A 14,791-nucleotide genomic window follows, 5' to 3' on the forward strand; every position below is an offset into this window, starting at 1 on the left:
TGAAGTCACAATTAAGAAAACCTCAAATCTCTGCGGCATGACCATTCCAAAGCGAAAGCCCTAGTATATTGACTTTTAAACTATTATTTCCATGTTTCCACAACGTTTACCATTTAATGTAAAACTGCCTCTTGCGCTTATATCAATTTCAATTGTTGTATATTGGCTGAGTATCCTCGAATCAGTACTGGTTCCGTTTATTATCTCAATTATTTTATCGATTCTGCTGTTTCCGTTATGCGATTGGCTCGAGAAACACAAAGTTGGCAGGGTGCTCGCCATCACTATTACGTTGGTTTTATTTACTATGCTATTAGGCGTAATTGTGTATCTGGCCTCTACCCAGATAGCAGGTTTCTCAGAAATGATTCCTCAGTTAGTATCTAAGCTCGAAAAAGCCTATAATAATCTTCTGGCGTGGACCTCTGAGAAGTTTAATTTATCGATGGAAACCCAGACCAATCAAGTAAAAAACTATACTGACCAATTACTTGATAAAGGCGGAGCAGTTGTAGGCACAGCACTTACTACAACCTCAAATATGCTTGGCAATGTATCTATTATGCCTGTATATATGTTTTTTCTACTGCTTTACCGAGATTTCTTCAAAGAGTTTTTCCATAAGGTTTTTAAGAGTGTAGAGAAAGAAAAAGTAGACGAAGTGCTTGGCAAAATCTATGATGTTATTCATAGCTATTTATCCGGCGTTATTATAGTTACTATTATAGTTGGCACACTCAATACTATTAGTTTACTTCTTTTAGGGATAGATTATGCCATTTTCTTTGGTTTTCTGGCAGCTGTGCTCCTTATAATTCCCTATATCGGCATTCTTATTGGCTCTCTTTTGCCTATCATTATTGCATTGGTTACCAAAGACTCCCCCATGTATGCAGTAGGTGTGGCAGCTTGTTTTTTTGCTATACAGATGCTCGAAGGTAACTTTATAACACCAAACATTGTAGGGTCAAAAATCAGTATTAATCCGCTGGCTGCAATCCTGGGCTTGTTGATGGGTGCTACCCTATGGGGAATAGCCGGCATGGCCCTTTGTTTACCTTGTATAGCCATTATAAAAGTAATTTTTGATTCTGTGCCGAGCTTACAACCTTATGGTTTTTTGATGGGTGAGCCAGTGAGCGACAGTGAGCTAATGGATAAGAAACGTAAGCGTGCTACTAAAATCGAGAAAGATATTGTAGAAACCATCAGCGAAACTACTGAAGATGTAAAGTCTTTTTTTAGAGGAAAAAGTACAACTAAAAAGAAAGAATAACTCTCAAAAAGCCTGTTTAAATTTTATAATCCAGTGTCTTGAAAGAGTTTCTTCAATCAGAATCACAAAATTTAAACAGGCACTCACAATAGCCAGAATAATAAATTCTTACCCACTGTGTAGAAACATTTCCCCGTTCTGCAAAAACACCTTTATACAAACAACTGATAATAAGCTACTTACAAACTTGGCATGTTAATTTTTGCTATATAATCAACTAACAATTATTTATAACAAAAACACAGCATGAAGAAGTTTATAACATTAGCAATTGCTACCCTTTTAAGTGCCTCGGCATTTGCACAAACAAAAAGTTTTACGGCGGGTTTGAGATTAGGTGCAAATCTATCACAAGTAAGAGGAAACGACCTTGCAATTAATTCGGGCGGTACTGCATTTAATTTCAGACACAACGAAAACAGAGCTTTTGGCTTTACAGGTGGGGTGTTCTTAAGATTCGGACGAACGTTTTTCTTTCAACCAGAGATTTTGCTTTCGCAAAAAGGTGGAAAATATGACTTAATTACCGATAATGGTAATAATACAAAAACTGTAGATTTCCGCATGACAAACCTTGACTTCCCACTATTAGTAGGTATAAAATTAGGAGATGTGTTTAGAATCAATGCAGGGCCAATTGCAACTTTTAATATAGGCAATAACGGCCGTTTGGGTGAAGCTATTGAAGATGCAAATGGTGAAAGTGCCGAGAGTATTTTCAAGAAGGCAGTTTTGGGTTATCAGGCCGGTGTAGGTTTTGATATTGGTAAAATCAATTTTGATGTGCGCTACGAAGGCAACATAAACGATATTATTGATGTAAAATATAAAAATGCCCAAACAGCAAGCCAGTTTGCATCAAAAGGAAATCTATTTCAGGCAACTATAGGTTTTCATTTTTAAGACAGAATCTAAGCCGCAACAATATATAAAAAATCCGGAACGGATTGATACTTATACAAATCATACAACCATTTAAATTATTATTGATAATGAAAAAGAAAATAATATTAGCATACGCTTTAATAGCAATCGGAACATTGAGCCTTAGTTCATGCTCAAGAGAAGAAAAAAGAGATGCTGCCGATGCAGCACAAAATGCACAAGATGATGTAGCGACTGCTGCTGATAACGTAGCAAGCGACATTAAAGATGGTGTAAACCAAACGGCTGAAGACATAAAAAGAGAAAAAGATGAAATGGCTGTGAGACTGGAAGATCAACGAAAAGAGCTGAAGAGAGAGATAGAAGAAGCAGAAGCTAAAATTAAAACAGCCTCAGCAAAAGAGAAAGATCGTTGGGAAGAAAGAAGAGAAAAGCTGAAAGGTGAACTGAATGACATCGATGATTCTATCAAAGAAATCAGAAGCGATATGAAACAGGATTGGAAAGATTTCAAGAAAAAATTAAATCAGAAGATTGATGATATTCAGAAAGATATTGAATAATAATAGGTGGTTTAGATTAGTAGCAATGGTTAGAAAAGCAGCGGATTTTATCTGCTGCTTTTTTTGTTTGCTCCCGAGCCTAGCAGGGGTACTTGTTCTTTAAAATCTATTAAGATTAACCTCAAAAGAGGTCAATGATACGATTAAGCTATTGCTTATACTGGCTTCAATACAATAAGAAGATATTTTCATTTTACCCCATTCAATTAGAATTCAAGAAATAAACGTTCTCTGGAATACCTAGTTTAGGTAGAGACACTAACTAGGCGTCTGCGCACTACTCTATCTCTACTTTGCGTACCCTGAGAAATTATATTATAAAAAATTAAAGACGGCTTATTTCTTAAACCCAAATTAGGTTTAACTCAAACTTTCAAAGGAAGTTTTATAGACTATAACCTAAAATCAACTACTCAATATGTATTCAGGCACTTTTATAAAATTTTACTTTACATATATGCTATACTTGGTCACCAATATAAGCTCTATATTATGAGAGGTATCCACAAAAAAATCGGGAATGATATAAATACCATTCCCGATTTTGTATATAAGATTTATCTTCTGGTAAGCTATGCCCTTCGTATGAGCCCAACTAAAAACAATACTACCAATGCACCGATAACGGCCGTAATAATATGAGCAATTGCACCTGTACCAAGAGAAACACCTAATGCGCCGAATAACCAGCCACCTACTAAAGCGCCTATTATGCCGACGATAATGTTACCGATAAGACCAAAGCCAAAACCTCGTTTGATTTCTCCGGCTAACCAGCCTGCAATGGCACCAATAATGATTGCGTATAATAATCCTTGTCCGTCCATATGATTATGTGTTAAAGGGTTTAAAAAAATTGTTTATAAACAATTTGATTTACTACACTTCTGACACTTTTTATCGAAAGGTCATAAAAGTTTGTGGGATTCAGTAAACCAAAAATTAAATTCTTTATTATAAGGAGCTGTCTATCGATGCATACGATAGTGGTTTTTCTATAAAATTATAGGCACCTATTTCTAGTGCTTTGTCTTTTAACTTTCCTATGGCAGTAATCATAACAATTTTGCTATTAGGTAATAGTTTCTTAAACTCAGGTAGTTTTTCAATACCTAAGCCATCAGGAAGATTATTATCAAGAAAAATCCATTGCGGTTGTGGCGTAAGGCTGCTTGCTTTCTCAAACCCATCTTGTAAAGTATGGGCATGAAAAGACTCTATTCCTTTCTTCTTCAAATACATCTTAATAAGCAAGCAGGTATCAATTTCATCATCTACTATTAGGGCAGATAATCCATTTTCTTCTAGGCTTTTCATCTTTTCACAATTTCAACATAATATAATATTCCATATATAATAAAAAATCATGCCAGCATCATTTATACCCAGTTTAAAGCCCGAGTCCTACGTTTCCCCCATTATGGGCAAAAACTTCTACATTCAACCCGTATATATTAACTAAAACCCCCGATAAACACAATGGAATAAGATTTTTAAAATATAGTGTATAATTAGAAACTATTTAAACATTGAACTATTATGAAAAGTACTTCAAAAATCTTATTAGGAGTTATTACAGCGGCAGCGGCTGGAGCAGTAATCGGAATGTTGTTTGCTCCGGATAAAGGGAATGAAATTCGTTCAAAAGTGAAGAAAACGGCTAACGAGTTGGCAGATGAGCTATTGAATGCGATTCGTCGTGGTAAAAGTCAATATCAAGACACAAAAGATGAATTACGTAATAAAGCATACGAATTGAAAGGCAAAGCTCAACAAAAATTCGATGATATAGCTGAAGAAGCTGATGAGCAATATAACGCTACCAAGAAAAAGCTACAGGTAAGCTAAATCCAAAAGCATTTTTTGTTTGATGAGTCAGGGCCTTAGCCCTGGCTCATCTTTTCACTTAAAAAGTACCAACTGCTATGGAAATCTACAACGACATTAAAGAAAAAACAGAAGACATTTTTGATGATTTAACCAATCATCTTGAAGCTCGCTGGAACTTGGGCGTACTTAACGCAGCCGAGAAAACTGCCGGAGCTATCTCTTCAGTCACTTCTATAATCATAATGGGCGTAATCGCCTTATTCGTACTTTTCTTTTTAAGTTTAGGTGCTGCCTGGCTAATAGGCCAAAGCCTGAACAATTTTGCGTTTGGTTTATTTATTGTAGCTGGCTTCTATATGATTGTAGGGCTCATTGTTTATTCTAAGAGAGAAATTCTTATCAAAATTCCGGTTATTAACGCTTTTATTCAGAGATTCTATTATGAAGACTAAAATCAGAAATATCGACGACCTAAGAGCTGAAAGAGCCCGACTTAAAAACGATATTGAGCTATCAAAAACCAAGATGCGGGGTAGCATTAATGCTATTAAAGAAGAATTAAGCCCTGCTCGCCATGCGGTTAATTTTTTAGGTAATTTTCTGACCAACCGTAACAAAGGCCTCTTGAATGTAGGTGTTGGCATTGGAGTTGATACCGTAATACGCAATGGAATACTCAGAAGTGCCCCGTGGCCTTTAAAAATTGTTGTGCCTTTCTTCCTGAAAAATTTTGCAGGTAATATGATTCATAACAACAAAGAGAATATCATGCAAAAAGGTATTGAGTGGGTGAGAGATATTACACAAGATAAACCCGTACTTACTAAAGTAGAAGAAGTTTACATTGAAGAAAAACCATCGTTTATAGAAAAGGCACTTATCTGGGTAAAAGATGTTACCGAAGAGAAGCCCGAAGCCTTAAAAAAGGCTACCAAAGAAGATGATAAACCCTCTTTGGTAGAAAAAGCTTTGATGTGGGTAAAAGATGTAACCGAAGAAAAACCTACTACCGTTCAGGTAATACATGTAAACGGGAACGGACACAAGCATAAGCCTGCTAAGCCTTTGTCGGAATAGACGCAATATTGAACCAGAACTTATTAAGCTCACCAATAACCCTCATCAATCCTTCAAAAGTTGAGGGTTTTGTTATGAAACAATTAGCCCCCAAAAAGTAGCAATTTCTTATATCTTCAGGCGAGTTTGAGGTTGTGAGTATCAGAATTGGTATGCTTCTGAATCGTGGGTTTTCTTTGATTTCTTTTAGTGCCTCTCTCCCATCTTTTTTAGGCATGTTCAAATCCAATAGAATGATACTAGGCAACTTCTTGGCTTTCTGCAAAAAATCTAATAGCTCTTGCCCGTTATCAACAAACGATAACGGCGCATTTATTCCGCTCTCTTCAAAAGCCGATTTCAGTAAAAATTTGTCATCTTCATCGTCATCGGCGATGAGGATTGATAATACACTCATTCTAATGGTTAATTATTTTGTAGGGAAATATAATATAAATCTGGTTCCTTCGCCCAATTGGCTTTCTGCAAAAATAAAACCATTATGATTGGTCATAATCCTGCGGCAAATAGCTAATCCAACACCGGTACCTTCATAATGGTTGCGCCCATGAAGCCGCTGAAAAATAACAAATATTTTCTCGGCATATTCTTCTTCAAAGCCAATACCATTATCACTAACTATTATTTTATGGTAATCAAAATCTTTTCTTAAATCTTCTACTCCGTTTATTTCAGCACCTTTTACCAATCTGTAAGTAATATCAACAACAGGTGTTCGCCCTTCGGCGACAAATTTCAATGCATTGCTAAGAAGGTTCAGAAATAACTGATTCAATTGAAAAGAAACGCCCCAAATATACGGCAATTTTTCTACATTTACCTGTGCTTTTTTTTCTTCAATCTTTACCGATAAATCGTTTATTACCTTCTCGACGGTTTCTTGTAAATTAACTTCCTGCATGCCTATTTCTTTTCTGTTTACCAGTCTCGAGAAATCTAGTAAATCGTTAATAAGATTCTGCATCCGCTCGGCCGAATACGTAATTTTTTCAAGATTTTCCCTACCATCTTCATTCAGAAACTCAGCGTGTTTTCGCACTAATCTATCGCTGAATGCCCTTATTTTCCGAAGTGGCTCTTGCAAATCGTGAGAAGAAACATAAGCAAATTGCTCTAGGTCGGCGTTCGAACGATTCAGTTCATCAATTTTATTCTCTAGTTCATGCTGAAACTTCAATCTCCGTTTCAGTTCCAGAAATATGAGTAAAAAACATACGATTAATAAGCCAAAAGAGAAAATTGATAAAAGCATCAGAACTGAGGTAGTTTGGTCATCGTTTTTCTCCTTTACTGCTCGGCGGTCGGCCAATAACTGACGTTCAGTAGCCTGAAATCTATTTACAATTACCCGTATCTTATCCATTTCCTGCTTGCCTTGCAGAAATGTTTCTTTATTTAGTTCGCCGCTACGGTCGGCCTGTTTGATATTATTTCTTAATAGACGGATTTTTGACAGAATAACCCGTCTTAAAGTATCCAGTCTTTGAGCTTGTATAGGATTATCTTTTACATTGAAAACCAATGTTCTGTATACTTGATTTATGCGGCTTTCAGCCCTATAGTATGGCTCAAGAAAAACCTTCTCATCGGTTAAAAGATAGCCTCTTTGCCCAGTTTCAAAGTCTTTCAGAATAGAGATAAGTTCTTCGCTTTTTCTTAATACTTCGTGCGTATGTTCTACGGCGGTGGCGTAGCTGGTTGAGTCTTTAATTTTATCGTAGGAAATCCAGCTCAGGGTAGCTAATAGCACAACACAAATAGCAAATGAGGAGAAAATAAAGCGTAGACCTTTTTTCATAGGGAGTGCTAAAGCAAATGTTTACAAGTGGTTAAATTAAAAAATGTAGAATTTAATCCTCAAAATGAGGATTTTTTTACATTATTTGCAAATAGAATTACCTTAAGAGTGTAGCAAACTCAAAAATACTACTCTCATAAAATACTGATAATCAACTTTTTATAATTACTTTTTTTGTTTTTTAATAACATTTCAAGTTGTGGGCTATAAATTGATATATATAGGCTTATATAAAACATTATGCCATGCTAAATCTCAGCCAAACCCAGAAACAGACTTTAAGAATTTCTCCTTCGCAGATTCAGTTGCTTAATTTTTTGCAACTTTCAACTTTGGAGCTCGAAGAGCATATAAAAACAGAATTGGAGGAAAACCCTTTGCTAGAAGAAGTATCTGTAAGTGACGAAAGCGACGATTTTGACAAAGATGACAAGGACCTCCTTCAAGGTAACAATTCTGATTACCTTGATTGGGACGAGTATGATGATGACACCCCTAATTACAAAACTCAATTAAATAATTATAGCAGCGACGACGATTTTTATTCGGCTCCTATTGTGCAACAAATCTCATGGCGTGATGATTTAAAAGAACAATTACATGTATTGGCTCTAACAGAGCGTCAGCAATTATTAGGCGACTTTATCATAGATTCTCTTGATGAGAATGGTTTCCTTAAATATGATGCAGAGGCTATTGCCGACGATGTTTCGTTTACTAACAATATATTTGTTGATACGCCAGACGTAGAAGATATTATTAAAATCATTCGCCAGCTAGACCCTATCGGCATTGCAGCCTCAAACCTACAAGAATGTTTACTGATTCAGCTAGACCATAAAAGAGAAGAAGGCCAAAACGTAGACTTAGCTTACGAAATTGTATTAAACAACCTCGACGACCTTGCCGTGCGCAATTATGAAAAAATAATGCGCTCGCGTGAGATATGTACCGATAAGCTCAAAGAAGCCGTTAACCTTATTACCTCATTAAACGCCAAGCCAATTTCAGAAGAAAACACAAGCTCTATACTGGTTAAGGATAATATCATACCAGACTACCTTGTGTTCTTTGACGATAACAGAATTGAAGTTTCGTTAAACAGTAATCAGATTCCTCCGCTGAGAGTTAATAATAGCTTTCAGGATATGCTACAAGGCAACACCGATAAAGCAGCAACGAATTATATCCACACTAAAGTTTCAGCAGCTAACTGGCTGATTGACGCTATTCAGCAAAGAGAAACTACTATGCTGAAAACCATGCGAACACTGGTAAAATTGCAGGAAGAATTCTTCAAAACAGGGAATGTTCAGAAACTAAAACCTATGACCTTGAAAGACATAGCCGAGATTATTAGTATGGACATTTCGACGGTTTCAAGAGTAACCAGCGGTAAGTATGCACAAACACCATTCGGTACTATTCATTTGAAAGACCTATTTTCGGGGGGTATTTTTACAGAATCAGGCACTGAGGTTTCGAATCGTGAGATTCAACAAACACTGGCTACACTGATTTCGAACGAAGATAAAAATGCCCCACTTAATGATTTTCAGCTAGCCGATTTACTGGCACAAAAGGGGTATCCGATTGCTAGACGTACTGTAGCCAAATACCGTGACCACCTGGGTATTCAATCAGCACAATTAAGACGAGTACTTTAATACAATTTTTTATTCTTAATACTTAATTTAAACTAACCATATATTACTTATGCAACGTATCCTTGTTATTGATGATGACACTGATATTTGTCTTTTACTTCGTCGCTTTTTAAGCAAAAACGGCTATGAAGTAGCTATTGCTCAAAGCGGACAAACTGGTCTGAGTTTATTAGAAGAATTCTCTCCTGATTTGGTCATGACAGATTTTCGTTTAGGAGATTTAGATGGAGGACAAATTCTAAGAAAAATAAAAGAGCGCTTTCCTGATGTTCCTGTGCTTATAATCACGGGTTATTCTGATATAAAGATTGCCATCGACGTAATGAAACAAGGGGCTTTTGATTATATCACCAAACCTCTTTTTCCAGACGAAATTCTACTTACAATAAAAAAAGCATTAGGTGGCGAAAAACCAGATGGGAGTTCACAAACCACAGTTGAGAGAGAGACAACAACAGCCAAGACACCTAATAAAGTTAGTAGAGCAAAACCAGACTCAAATTATATTTTTGGCAGTGGCCCCGAGTCGAAAAACCTGTATCGCCAGATTGACCTTGTTGCCCCTACCAACTATAGTGTGATTATTTATGGCGAAAGTGGCTCGGGTAAGGAATCGGTAGCGCAAGAGATTCATAAAAGAAGTAAAAGAGCCAATGGCCCATTTATAGCCATGGACTGTGGTGCAATATCGAAAGAATTAGCCGCCAGCGAGATGTTTGGCCATGAAAAAGGCTCATTTACAGGAGCGTTGAATCAGAAAATTGGCCATTTCGAAATGGCCAATGGTGGTACATTGTTTCTGGATGAAGTAGCCAACCTGCCTTACGACGTACAGGTGGCATTGCTGCGTGTAGTACAAGAAAGAAAACTACGCCGTATTGGTGGTAATAAAGAAATATCGGTCGATGTGAGGATTCTGGTAGCATCAAATGAACGATTGATGGAGTCGTGCCGGAAAGGGAAATTCAGAGAAGATTTATATCACCGGTTCAACGAGTTCAGCCTTGATGTACCACCATTAAGAGACCGCAAAGCCGATATTATGGATTTTGCACAGTTCTTTCTCGAAACAACTAATGCCGAGCTTGGTAAAGACATAAAAGGTTTTGATGAAGACGTAAAAGCTGCATTTTTAAGCTACCCTTGGTATGGTAACTTACGTGAAATGCGCAACGTAGTTAAGAGATCTACCTTGCTATCAGATAGCGAATACATAGAATCAAAATCATTACCATTTGAAATTATCAATTACTCTAGGTTATTGTTTTCAGAACCCACTCAACCTGTTGTTAACGAAGACATAGTTCCAAAACAAGAAGAACCTGCAAAGCCAAATTTAAAATCGGCTGCACTCGATGCCGAATATGAAATGATTTTGCAAGTACTTAAACAGGTAAACTATAATAAGAGTAAAGCCGCACAGGTATTGAGTATAGATCGAAAAACGCTTTATAACAAAATGAAAAGCTATAATCTATAAATGAGTGGAGCATAGTTAAAGCTGTTTTGTCTAAATAAAACCAAACATTTACCCAGAGAGTAATGCAATGCCTTAACTCTACTAATTTATAACATATAATGATTCAATTTCAGAAAGACAAAAAAAGTATTATGATTTTAATGGCTGACGATGACCCAGATGACAGAGTCATGACTAAAGAAGCCTTAGAAGAGAATTTTTTATTAAATGAGCTTCGTTTTGTTGAAGATGGCGCCGAATTAATGGACTATCTGAAACGCCGGGGCAAATATAGTAACCCAGAAAACTCGCCACGCCCAGGAGTAATTTTACTCGATTTGAACATGCCTAAAAAGGACGGACGCGAGTGTTTAAGAGAAATAAAATCTGATGACGAATTGAAGAGTATCCCAGTAATTGTTCTTACTACCTCTAAGGCTGAAGAAGACATTTTGCGTACTTATGATTTAGGCGTAAATAGTTTCGTGACCAAGCCCGTCACGTTTGTTGAATTAGTAGAAGTAATGAAAAATCTCGGAAATTATTGGTTTGATATTGTTCAATTACCAAAAACTAACTAATGAAAGAGCTCGACACAATAAGGGTTTTAATCGTAGATGATGATGAAGATGATTTTTTCCTGACAAGCGATTACCTGAATGACATACGAGGCAAAAATTTTGCCATAGATTGGGCAAAAAACTTTGATGATGCTGTTGAGAAAGTAACATCGTGTGAGTATGATATTTGCTTTTTTGACTTCTTACTCGGCGCTAAAACAGGTCTTGACCTATTAAAAAAAGCGATTCAGGAAGGATGCCAAAGCCCAATCATTTTACTTACAGGCAAAGGCGACCATAAGATAGATATGGAAGCTATGAGGCTCGGTGCCGTAGATTACCTGATAAAAAGCGAACTTGATTCTGAAAAACTGGAGCGCTGTATCAGGTATTCGCTAGAGCGTGCCGATACCCTTAAAACATTACGTGAAAGTGAACAGCAATACCGCACTATATTTAATCATGTTCGGCAGGGTATTATTGTAACCCAACCCAAAGATGGCAGCTTTATTTATTATAATCCGGCCACACTCGAAATGCTCGGTTATGACGCCGAAGAGTTTAACCAGATAAGTACTGCCAAAATCTTTGAAAAACCCGACGTATGGCACTTATTTAATGAAAAGCTCGAAGAAAACGGCAATATTGATAAGTTTGAAGCTATTTTTCTTACTAAAAAAGGTGAGCGAAAAATTTGCCTGATAGATGCTCAAAAACAAAAAAACAGCGAGGGGAAAGAGTCTTTTTTAAGTATCATTCATGATGTTACGGCTCAAAGAAAAGCCGAACGTGAAGCCATGATGCTAGAGAAAATGGCAGCTACAGGCCGCTTGGTACGGACGCTTGCCCATGAGGTTCGGAACCCATTGACAAACATTCATTTGTCGGTAGAGCAGCTCGAAAGCGACCTGAAAACCGAAGATGAAGACGCCCAGCTTTTTTTAGGAATTATAAGACGTAACAGCCAGCGCATCAGCGATTTGATAACAGAACTACTAAATAACTCAAAACCATCTGAACTTGCATTCAGCAAGATATCAATCCATCAGGTATTAGATGCAACCCTTGAGCAGGCAATAGACCGTATTAATCTGAAAAACATAACTTTAGAAAAACAATATGGAGATGATGTTTCTCTAAACCTTGATGTAAACAAGATAAAGATTGCTTTCCTGAATATTATCATTAATGCCGTAGAGGCCATGGAAGAGGGACAAGGAAAACTTATCATCAGAAATCACATTGCCAACAACTATTGTTATGTTTCTATCAAAGATAATGGCACGGGTATCAGTCCCGAGAACATGAGCCGCTTGTTTGAGCCCTATTTCACAGCCAAAAACAATGGTATTGGTTTGGGTCTTGCGGCCACGCTAAACATTATTCAGTCGCATAAGGCAACGGTTGATGTAAACTCCGAACTAGGAAAAGGCACAGAGTTTATAGTTACTTTTGCATTAAGCTAAAAAAATAGCCATCATGAAAATGATGGCCATTTAGTTTTGATGCAAGTCTGCCTATATACTGTCATGCATTAATGGTTGTCTTTTTCTGAAAGTGCCTCTGAATAGCTCGATAAACACGCTAATGGCAACCAGAATGATTCCGGCCCAGGCACTAAGCACAATGTATTCGTAATAGACTGTATCATTTTTACGTTCAATGATAATGCCACTCAAGGCCCATATAATAGCAAGGCCGATGTAAAAATTATTGAAACGCAGTATTGCAATAATACCAATAAACGAACCTACCAGCACCATCATAGAAGTCCATGATTCTTCACTCATACCATAGCCTCGCCAGCCATAGTTTACCAGTAATGCTGTAACGTTTGCAATAGTAGCAATACAAATCCAGCCCAAATACAAGCCAAACGGGGCTTTTACTATAAAGCTCTGTGAATTGGTCAGGTAAGGCTCCAGAAGTCTGATTTGTGTATCAATATATATGAGTCGGCTCAGTAGCAGAAGCATTAATATTACGCTCACAACTAGTAAGTCGTAATGCCAGGCTACAATCCAACACATATTAATAATACAGGTCAGAATAAACGCAACATTTATTCTGTTCACAATTTCGCCTACATAGGGGTCTATCTTTGCTTTAAACAGAGAGGTCATCTGATAAATACAAAAAACAAATAATAGTAAGTAGATTACGCTCCAGATAGAAAAAGTAAGCGGTGCCGGCACAAAAAGATTTGGGTATTGGTCTGACACCTGCCCTGTGTTCTTTCCGTTAATCGGTAAAAAATTGGCTAGAAAATTCACAAATACCATTGCTATAAAAAACAAGAAATTGAGTATCTGTAATGTTCTGATTTTAGTTGCATTGAGTTTAGTTTCCATATTTCTAATGAATTTTTGTTTCTTTTATCTTTACTTCTACTTCTTTTTTTTCTAATAAAACAGCGTTCCTGTTTGGTTGTATAGGCGTACCATAGTGGCGGGTATAAACCTTGGTAAATTCTGCACCTAAAAATAGTATCGTTGACGAGTAATATACCCAAAGCAAAATAATCACTACCGACCCTGCAGCGCCAAAGGTTGTCATAATAGTAGACTGCCCCAAGTAATAACCAATCAGAAACTTACCAAGCATAAACAATACCGCAGTTGCACCTGCACCTATAAAGGCATCTTTCCAAGCTATTTTACCATCGGGCAATACCTTAAATATAGTAGCAAACAAAAGTGTAATAACCGAAAACACAATTAGTAGATTAACAAACAGAAACAGATATACTGTTACATTCTCAAAAATTACCTGTAAACGTTGGCTGAAAATATCAAGAAATGTATTGATTAATAATGAGACTATTAACAGAAAACCCAAAGATAAGATTAATGAAAATGACAACAATCTGTTAAACAAGTATTTTAAAATGCCCGACTTAGGTTTTGCTTTAAGAGACCATATAAAATTAATAGAGTCTTGTATTTCGGCAAATACCCCGGTTGCCCCTACTAGTAATGTTCCGGTACCAATAATAGCCGCAATACCCGATTTCTGCGAAAGCCTAGCGTTTTTAATCAATTGCTCAACCTGTGCAGCAGCCTCTTTACCAATAAGCCAGTTTATTTGCCCATACACTTCGCCTTGTATGGCTTCTCGGCCATAAAAAATACTTGCTACCGAAATAATGACAACTAACATGGGTGCCAACGAAAAAATAGTATAATAAGACAATGAGGCACTCAGCTTTGTAGCGTTGTCGGTACTGAATTCAGAAAATACCTCTTGTGCAAAAGAGTAGTACTCTTTTATTTTTGATTTAAACGATTTCATAAGTGGTTGTTGCTTATTTGTGAATTTAGAATTTAATAATACAGCTATTCTATAGTTCGGTATATAAGCATATAAATAATACATACCATGTACTAATATTAGGGCGACAACCACAGTTGGGGCAAAAATTCTACATCAATTTTCCCAAAATGCCACATTTTCCCCAATTATATTATAAAAAATTAAGTAAAACCATGAAATAAATATATGGTATAAAGTTTTTATCTATTAAGGCATAACAATCGTTTCATAAAATTATTGAAATCATGACACCCATCATCTTCATAATCGGCACAATAACACTGTTTAGTATGGCGGTGATCTTGCTAAAGATTGTGAACAACAATCAGCAAAGTTGGGATGGCAGAACGAAAGGTTCTCAGAA

At 36.7% G+C, this 14,791-nt stretch carries 16 protein-coding genes; 10 read left to right on the forward strand and 6 right to left on the reverse strand.

Going from position 1 to position 14,791, the window contains the following annotated elements; genetic code table 11:
- Positions 1-91 precede the first annotated feature (91 nt).
- From WAE64_RS23760 to WAE64_RS23770, 3 genes are all read left to right on the forward strand, one after another.
- The gene (locus WAE64_RS23760; RefSeq protein WP_340240528.1) at positions 92-1,276 is read left to right on the forward strand and encodes an AI-2E family transporter; all 1,185 of its coding nucleotides are present in this window, start codon (positions 92-94) and stop codon (positions 1,274-1,276) included.
- A 246-nt stretch (positions 1,277-1,522) separates the two neighbouring features.
- Entirely contained in the window at positions 1,523-2,179 is a 657-nt protein-coding gene (locus WAE64_RS23765) for a porin family protein (RefSeq protein WP_340240529.1), read from the forward strand.
- 89 nt (positions 2,180-2,268) lie between these two features.
- Complete coding sequence (locus WAE64_RS23770; RefSeq protein WP_340240531.1) at positions 2,269-2,724, forward strand: hypothetical protein; 456 nt, start codon at positions 2,269-2,271, stop codon at positions 2,722-2,724.
- A gap of 572 nt (positions 2,725-3,296) precedes the next feature.
- Here the strand turns inward: WAE64_RS23770 and WAE64_RS23775 are convergent.
- Positions 3,297-3,551: a GlsB/YeaQ/YmgE family stress response membrane protein gene (locus WAE64_RS23775; protein WP_340240533.1), complete on the reverse strand. Its 255-nt coding sequence runs from the start codon at positions 3,549-3,551 to the stop codon at positions 3,297-3,299.
- Positions 3,552-3,678: 127 nt separating this feature from the next.
- Positions 3,679-4,041, reverse strand: a complete 363-nt coding sequence (locus WAE64_RS23780) for a response regulator (RefSeq protein ID WP_340240535.1) — start codon at positions 4,039-4,041, stop codon at positions 3,679-3,681.
- Positions 4,042-4,263: 222 nt separating this feature from the next.
- Between WAE64_RS23780 and WAE64_RS23785 the strand changes: the two genes are divergently transcribed.
- From WAE64_RS23785 to WAE64_RS23795, 3 genes are all read left to right on the forward strand, one after another.
- Entirely contained in the window at positions 4,264-4,572 is a 309-nt protein-coding gene (locus tag WAE64_RS23785; RefSeq protein ID WP_340240537.1) for a YtxH domain-containing protein, read from the forward strand.
- Between the two features lie 77 nt (positions 4,573-4,649).
- Positions 4,650-5,006, forward strand: a complete 357-nt coding sequence (locus WAE64_RS23790) for a phage holin family protein (protein WP_340240540.1) — start codon at positions 4,650-4,652, stop codon at positions 5,004-5,006.
- On the forward strand, positions 4,996-5,631 hold the full coding sequence (locus WAE64_RS23795) for a hypothetical protein (RefSeq protein ID WP_340240542.1): 636 nt from the start codon (positions 4,996-4,998) through the stop codon (positions 5,629-5,631). The genes WAE64_RS23790 and WAE64_RS23795 overlap by 11 nt, the downstream gene beginning before the upstream one ends.
- Here the strand turns inward: WAE64_RS23795 and WAE64_RS23800 are convergent.
- A complete protein-coding gene (locus WAE64_RS23800; RefSeq protein WP_340240544.1) occupies positions 5,612-6,028 on the reverse strand; it encodes a response regulator in 417 nt (138 codons plus the stop codon). The genes WAE64_RS23795 and WAE64_RS23800 overlap by 20 nt on opposite strands.
- Positions 6,029-6,040: 12 nt before the next feature.
- The gene (locus WAE64_RS23805) at positions 6,041-7,429 is read right to left on the reverse strand and encodes a sensor histidine kinase (RefSeq protein ID WP_340240546.1); all 1,389 of its coding nucleotides are present in this window, start codon (positions 7,427-7,429) and stop codon (positions 6,041-6,043) included.
- Positions 7,430-7,674: 245 nt separating this feature from the next.
- Between WAE64_RS23805 and rpoN the strand changes: the two genes are divergently transcribed.
- The 4 genes from rpoN (at position 7,675) to WAE64_RS23825 (ending at position 12,581) form a co-directional block, all read left to right on the forward strand.
- On the forward strand, positions 7,675-9,096 hold the full coding sequence (gene rpoN / locus WAE64_RS23810) for an RNA polymerase factor sigma-54 (RefSeq protein WP_340240548.1): 1,422 nt from the start codon (positions 7,675-7,677) through the stop codon (positions 9,094-9,096).
- Between the two features lie 49 nt (positions 9,097-9,145).
- Positions 9,146-10,576 (forward strand): sigma-54-dependent transcriptional regulator, encoded by a 1,431-nt coding sequence (locus WAE64_RS23815; RefSeq protein WP_340240550.1) that lies wholly within the window; start codon positions 9,146-9,148, stop codon positions 10,574-10,576.
- Positions 10,577-10,674: 98 nt separating this feature from the next.
- A complete protein-coding gene (locus WAE64_RS23820) occupies positions 10,675-11,136 on the forward strand; it encodes a response regulator (RefSeq protein ID WP_340240552.1) in 462 nt (153 codons plus the stop codon).
- Positions 11,136-12,581 carry a hybrid sensor histidine kinase/response regulator gene (locus tag WAE64_RS23825; RefSeq protein WP_340240554.1) on the forward strand — a complete coding sequence of 482 codons (1,446 nt, stop codon included), beginning with the start codon at positions 11,136-11,138 and terminating at the stop codon, positions 12,579-12,581. Before WAE64_RS23820 ends, WAE64_RS23825 begins: the two co-directional genes overlap by 1 nt.
- 51 nt (positions 12,582-12,632) lie before the next feature.
- On the opposite strand, the gene WAE64_RS23830 is transcribed toward WAE64_RS23825, so the two are convergent.
- Both WAE64_RS23830 and WAE64_RS23835 read right to left on the reverse strand, forming a co-directional pair.
- On the reverse strand, positions 12,633-13,466 hold the full coding sequence (locus WAE64_RS23830) for a hypothetical protein (protein WP_340240556.1): 834 nt from the start codon (positions 13,464-13,466) through the stop codon (positions 12,633-12,635).
- Between the two features lie 4 nt (positions 13,467-13,470).
- Positions 13,471-14,406, reverse strand: a complete 936-nt coding sequence (locus WAE64_RS23835) for a YihY/virulence factor BrkB family protein (RefSeq protein ID WP_340240558.1) — start codon at positions 14,404-14,406, stop codon at positions 13,471-13,473.
- Between the last annotated feature and the right edge of the window lie 385 nt (positions 14,407-14,791).

The sequence above is a fragment of the Emticicia soli genome (genome assembly GCF_037860775.1).
Lineage (GTDB): Bacteria > Bacteroidota > Bacteroidia > Cytophagales > Spirosomataceae > Emticicia > Emticicia soli.

What these genes read in the sequence shown, in the direction of transcription:
- WAE64_RS23760 (WP_340240528.1), top strand. Translation starts at nt 92, where the DNA reads ATGTTTCCACAACGTTTACCATTTAATGTAAAACTGCCTCTTGCGCTT.
- WAE64_RS23765 (WP_340240529.1), top strand. Translation starts at nt 1,523, where the DNA reads ATGAAGAAGTTTATAACATTAGCAATTGCTACCCTTTTAAGTGCCTCG.
- WAE64_RS23770 (WP_340240531.1), top strand. Translation starts at nt 2,269, where the DNA reads ATGAAAAAGAAAATAATATTAGCATACGCTTTAATAGCAATCGGAACA.
- WAE64_RS23775 (WP_340240533.1), bottom strand. Translation starts at nt 3,551, where the DNA reads ATGGACGGACAAGGATTATTATACGCAATCATTATTGGTGCCATTGCA.
- WAE64_RS23780 (WP_340240535.1), bottom strand. Translation starts at nt 4,041, where the DNA reads ATGAAAAGCCTAGAAGAAAATGGATTATCTGCCCTAATAGTAGATGAT.
- WAE64_RS23785 (WP_340240537.1), top strand. Translation starts at nt 4,264, where the DNA reads ATGAAAAGTACTTCAAAAATCTTATTAGGAGTTATTACAGCGGCAGCG.
- WAE64_RS23790 (WP_340240540.1), top strand. Translation starts at nt 4,650, where the DNA reads ATGGAAATCTACAACGACATTAAAGAAAAAACAGAAGACATTTTTGAT.
- WAE64_RS23795 (WP_340240542.1), top strand. Translation starts at nt 4,996, where the DNA reads ATGAAGACTAAAATCAGAAATATCGACGACCTAAGAGCTGAAAGAGCC.
- WAE64_RS23800 (WP_340240544.1), bottom strand. Translation starts at nt 6,028, where the DNA reads ATGAGTGTATTATCAATCCTCATCGCCGATGACGATGAAGATGACAAA.
- WAE64_RS23805 (WP_340240546.1), bottom strand. Translation starts at nt 7,429, where the DNA reads ATGAAAAAAGGTCTACGCTTTATTTTCTCCTCATTTGCTATTTGTGTT.
- rpoN (WP_340240548.1), top strand. Translation starts at nt 7,675, where the DNA reads ATGCTAAATCTCAGCCAAACCCAGAAACAGACTTTAAGAATTTCTCCT.
- WAE64_RS23815 (WP_340240550.1), top strand. Translation starts at nt 9,146, where the DNA reads ATGCAACGTATCCTTGTTATTGATGATGACACTGATATTTGTCTTTTA.
- WAE64_RS23820 (WP_340240552.1), top strand. Translation starts at nt 10,675, where the DNA reads ATGATTCAATTTCAGAAAGACAAAAAAAGTATTATGATTTTAATGGCT.
- WAE64_RS23825 (WP_340240554.1), top strand. Translation starts at nt 11,136, where the DNA reads ATGAAAGAGCTCGACACAATAAGGGTTTTAATCGTAGATGATGATGAA.
- WAE64_RS23830 (WP_340240556.1), bottom strand. Translation starts at nt 13,466, where the DNA reads ATGGAAACTAAACTCAATGCAACTAAAATCAGAACATTACAGATACTC.
- WAE64_RS23835 (WP_340240558.1), bottom strand. Translation starts at nt 14,406, where the DNA reads ATGAAATCGTTTAAATCAAAAATAAAAGAGTACTACTCTTTTGCACAA.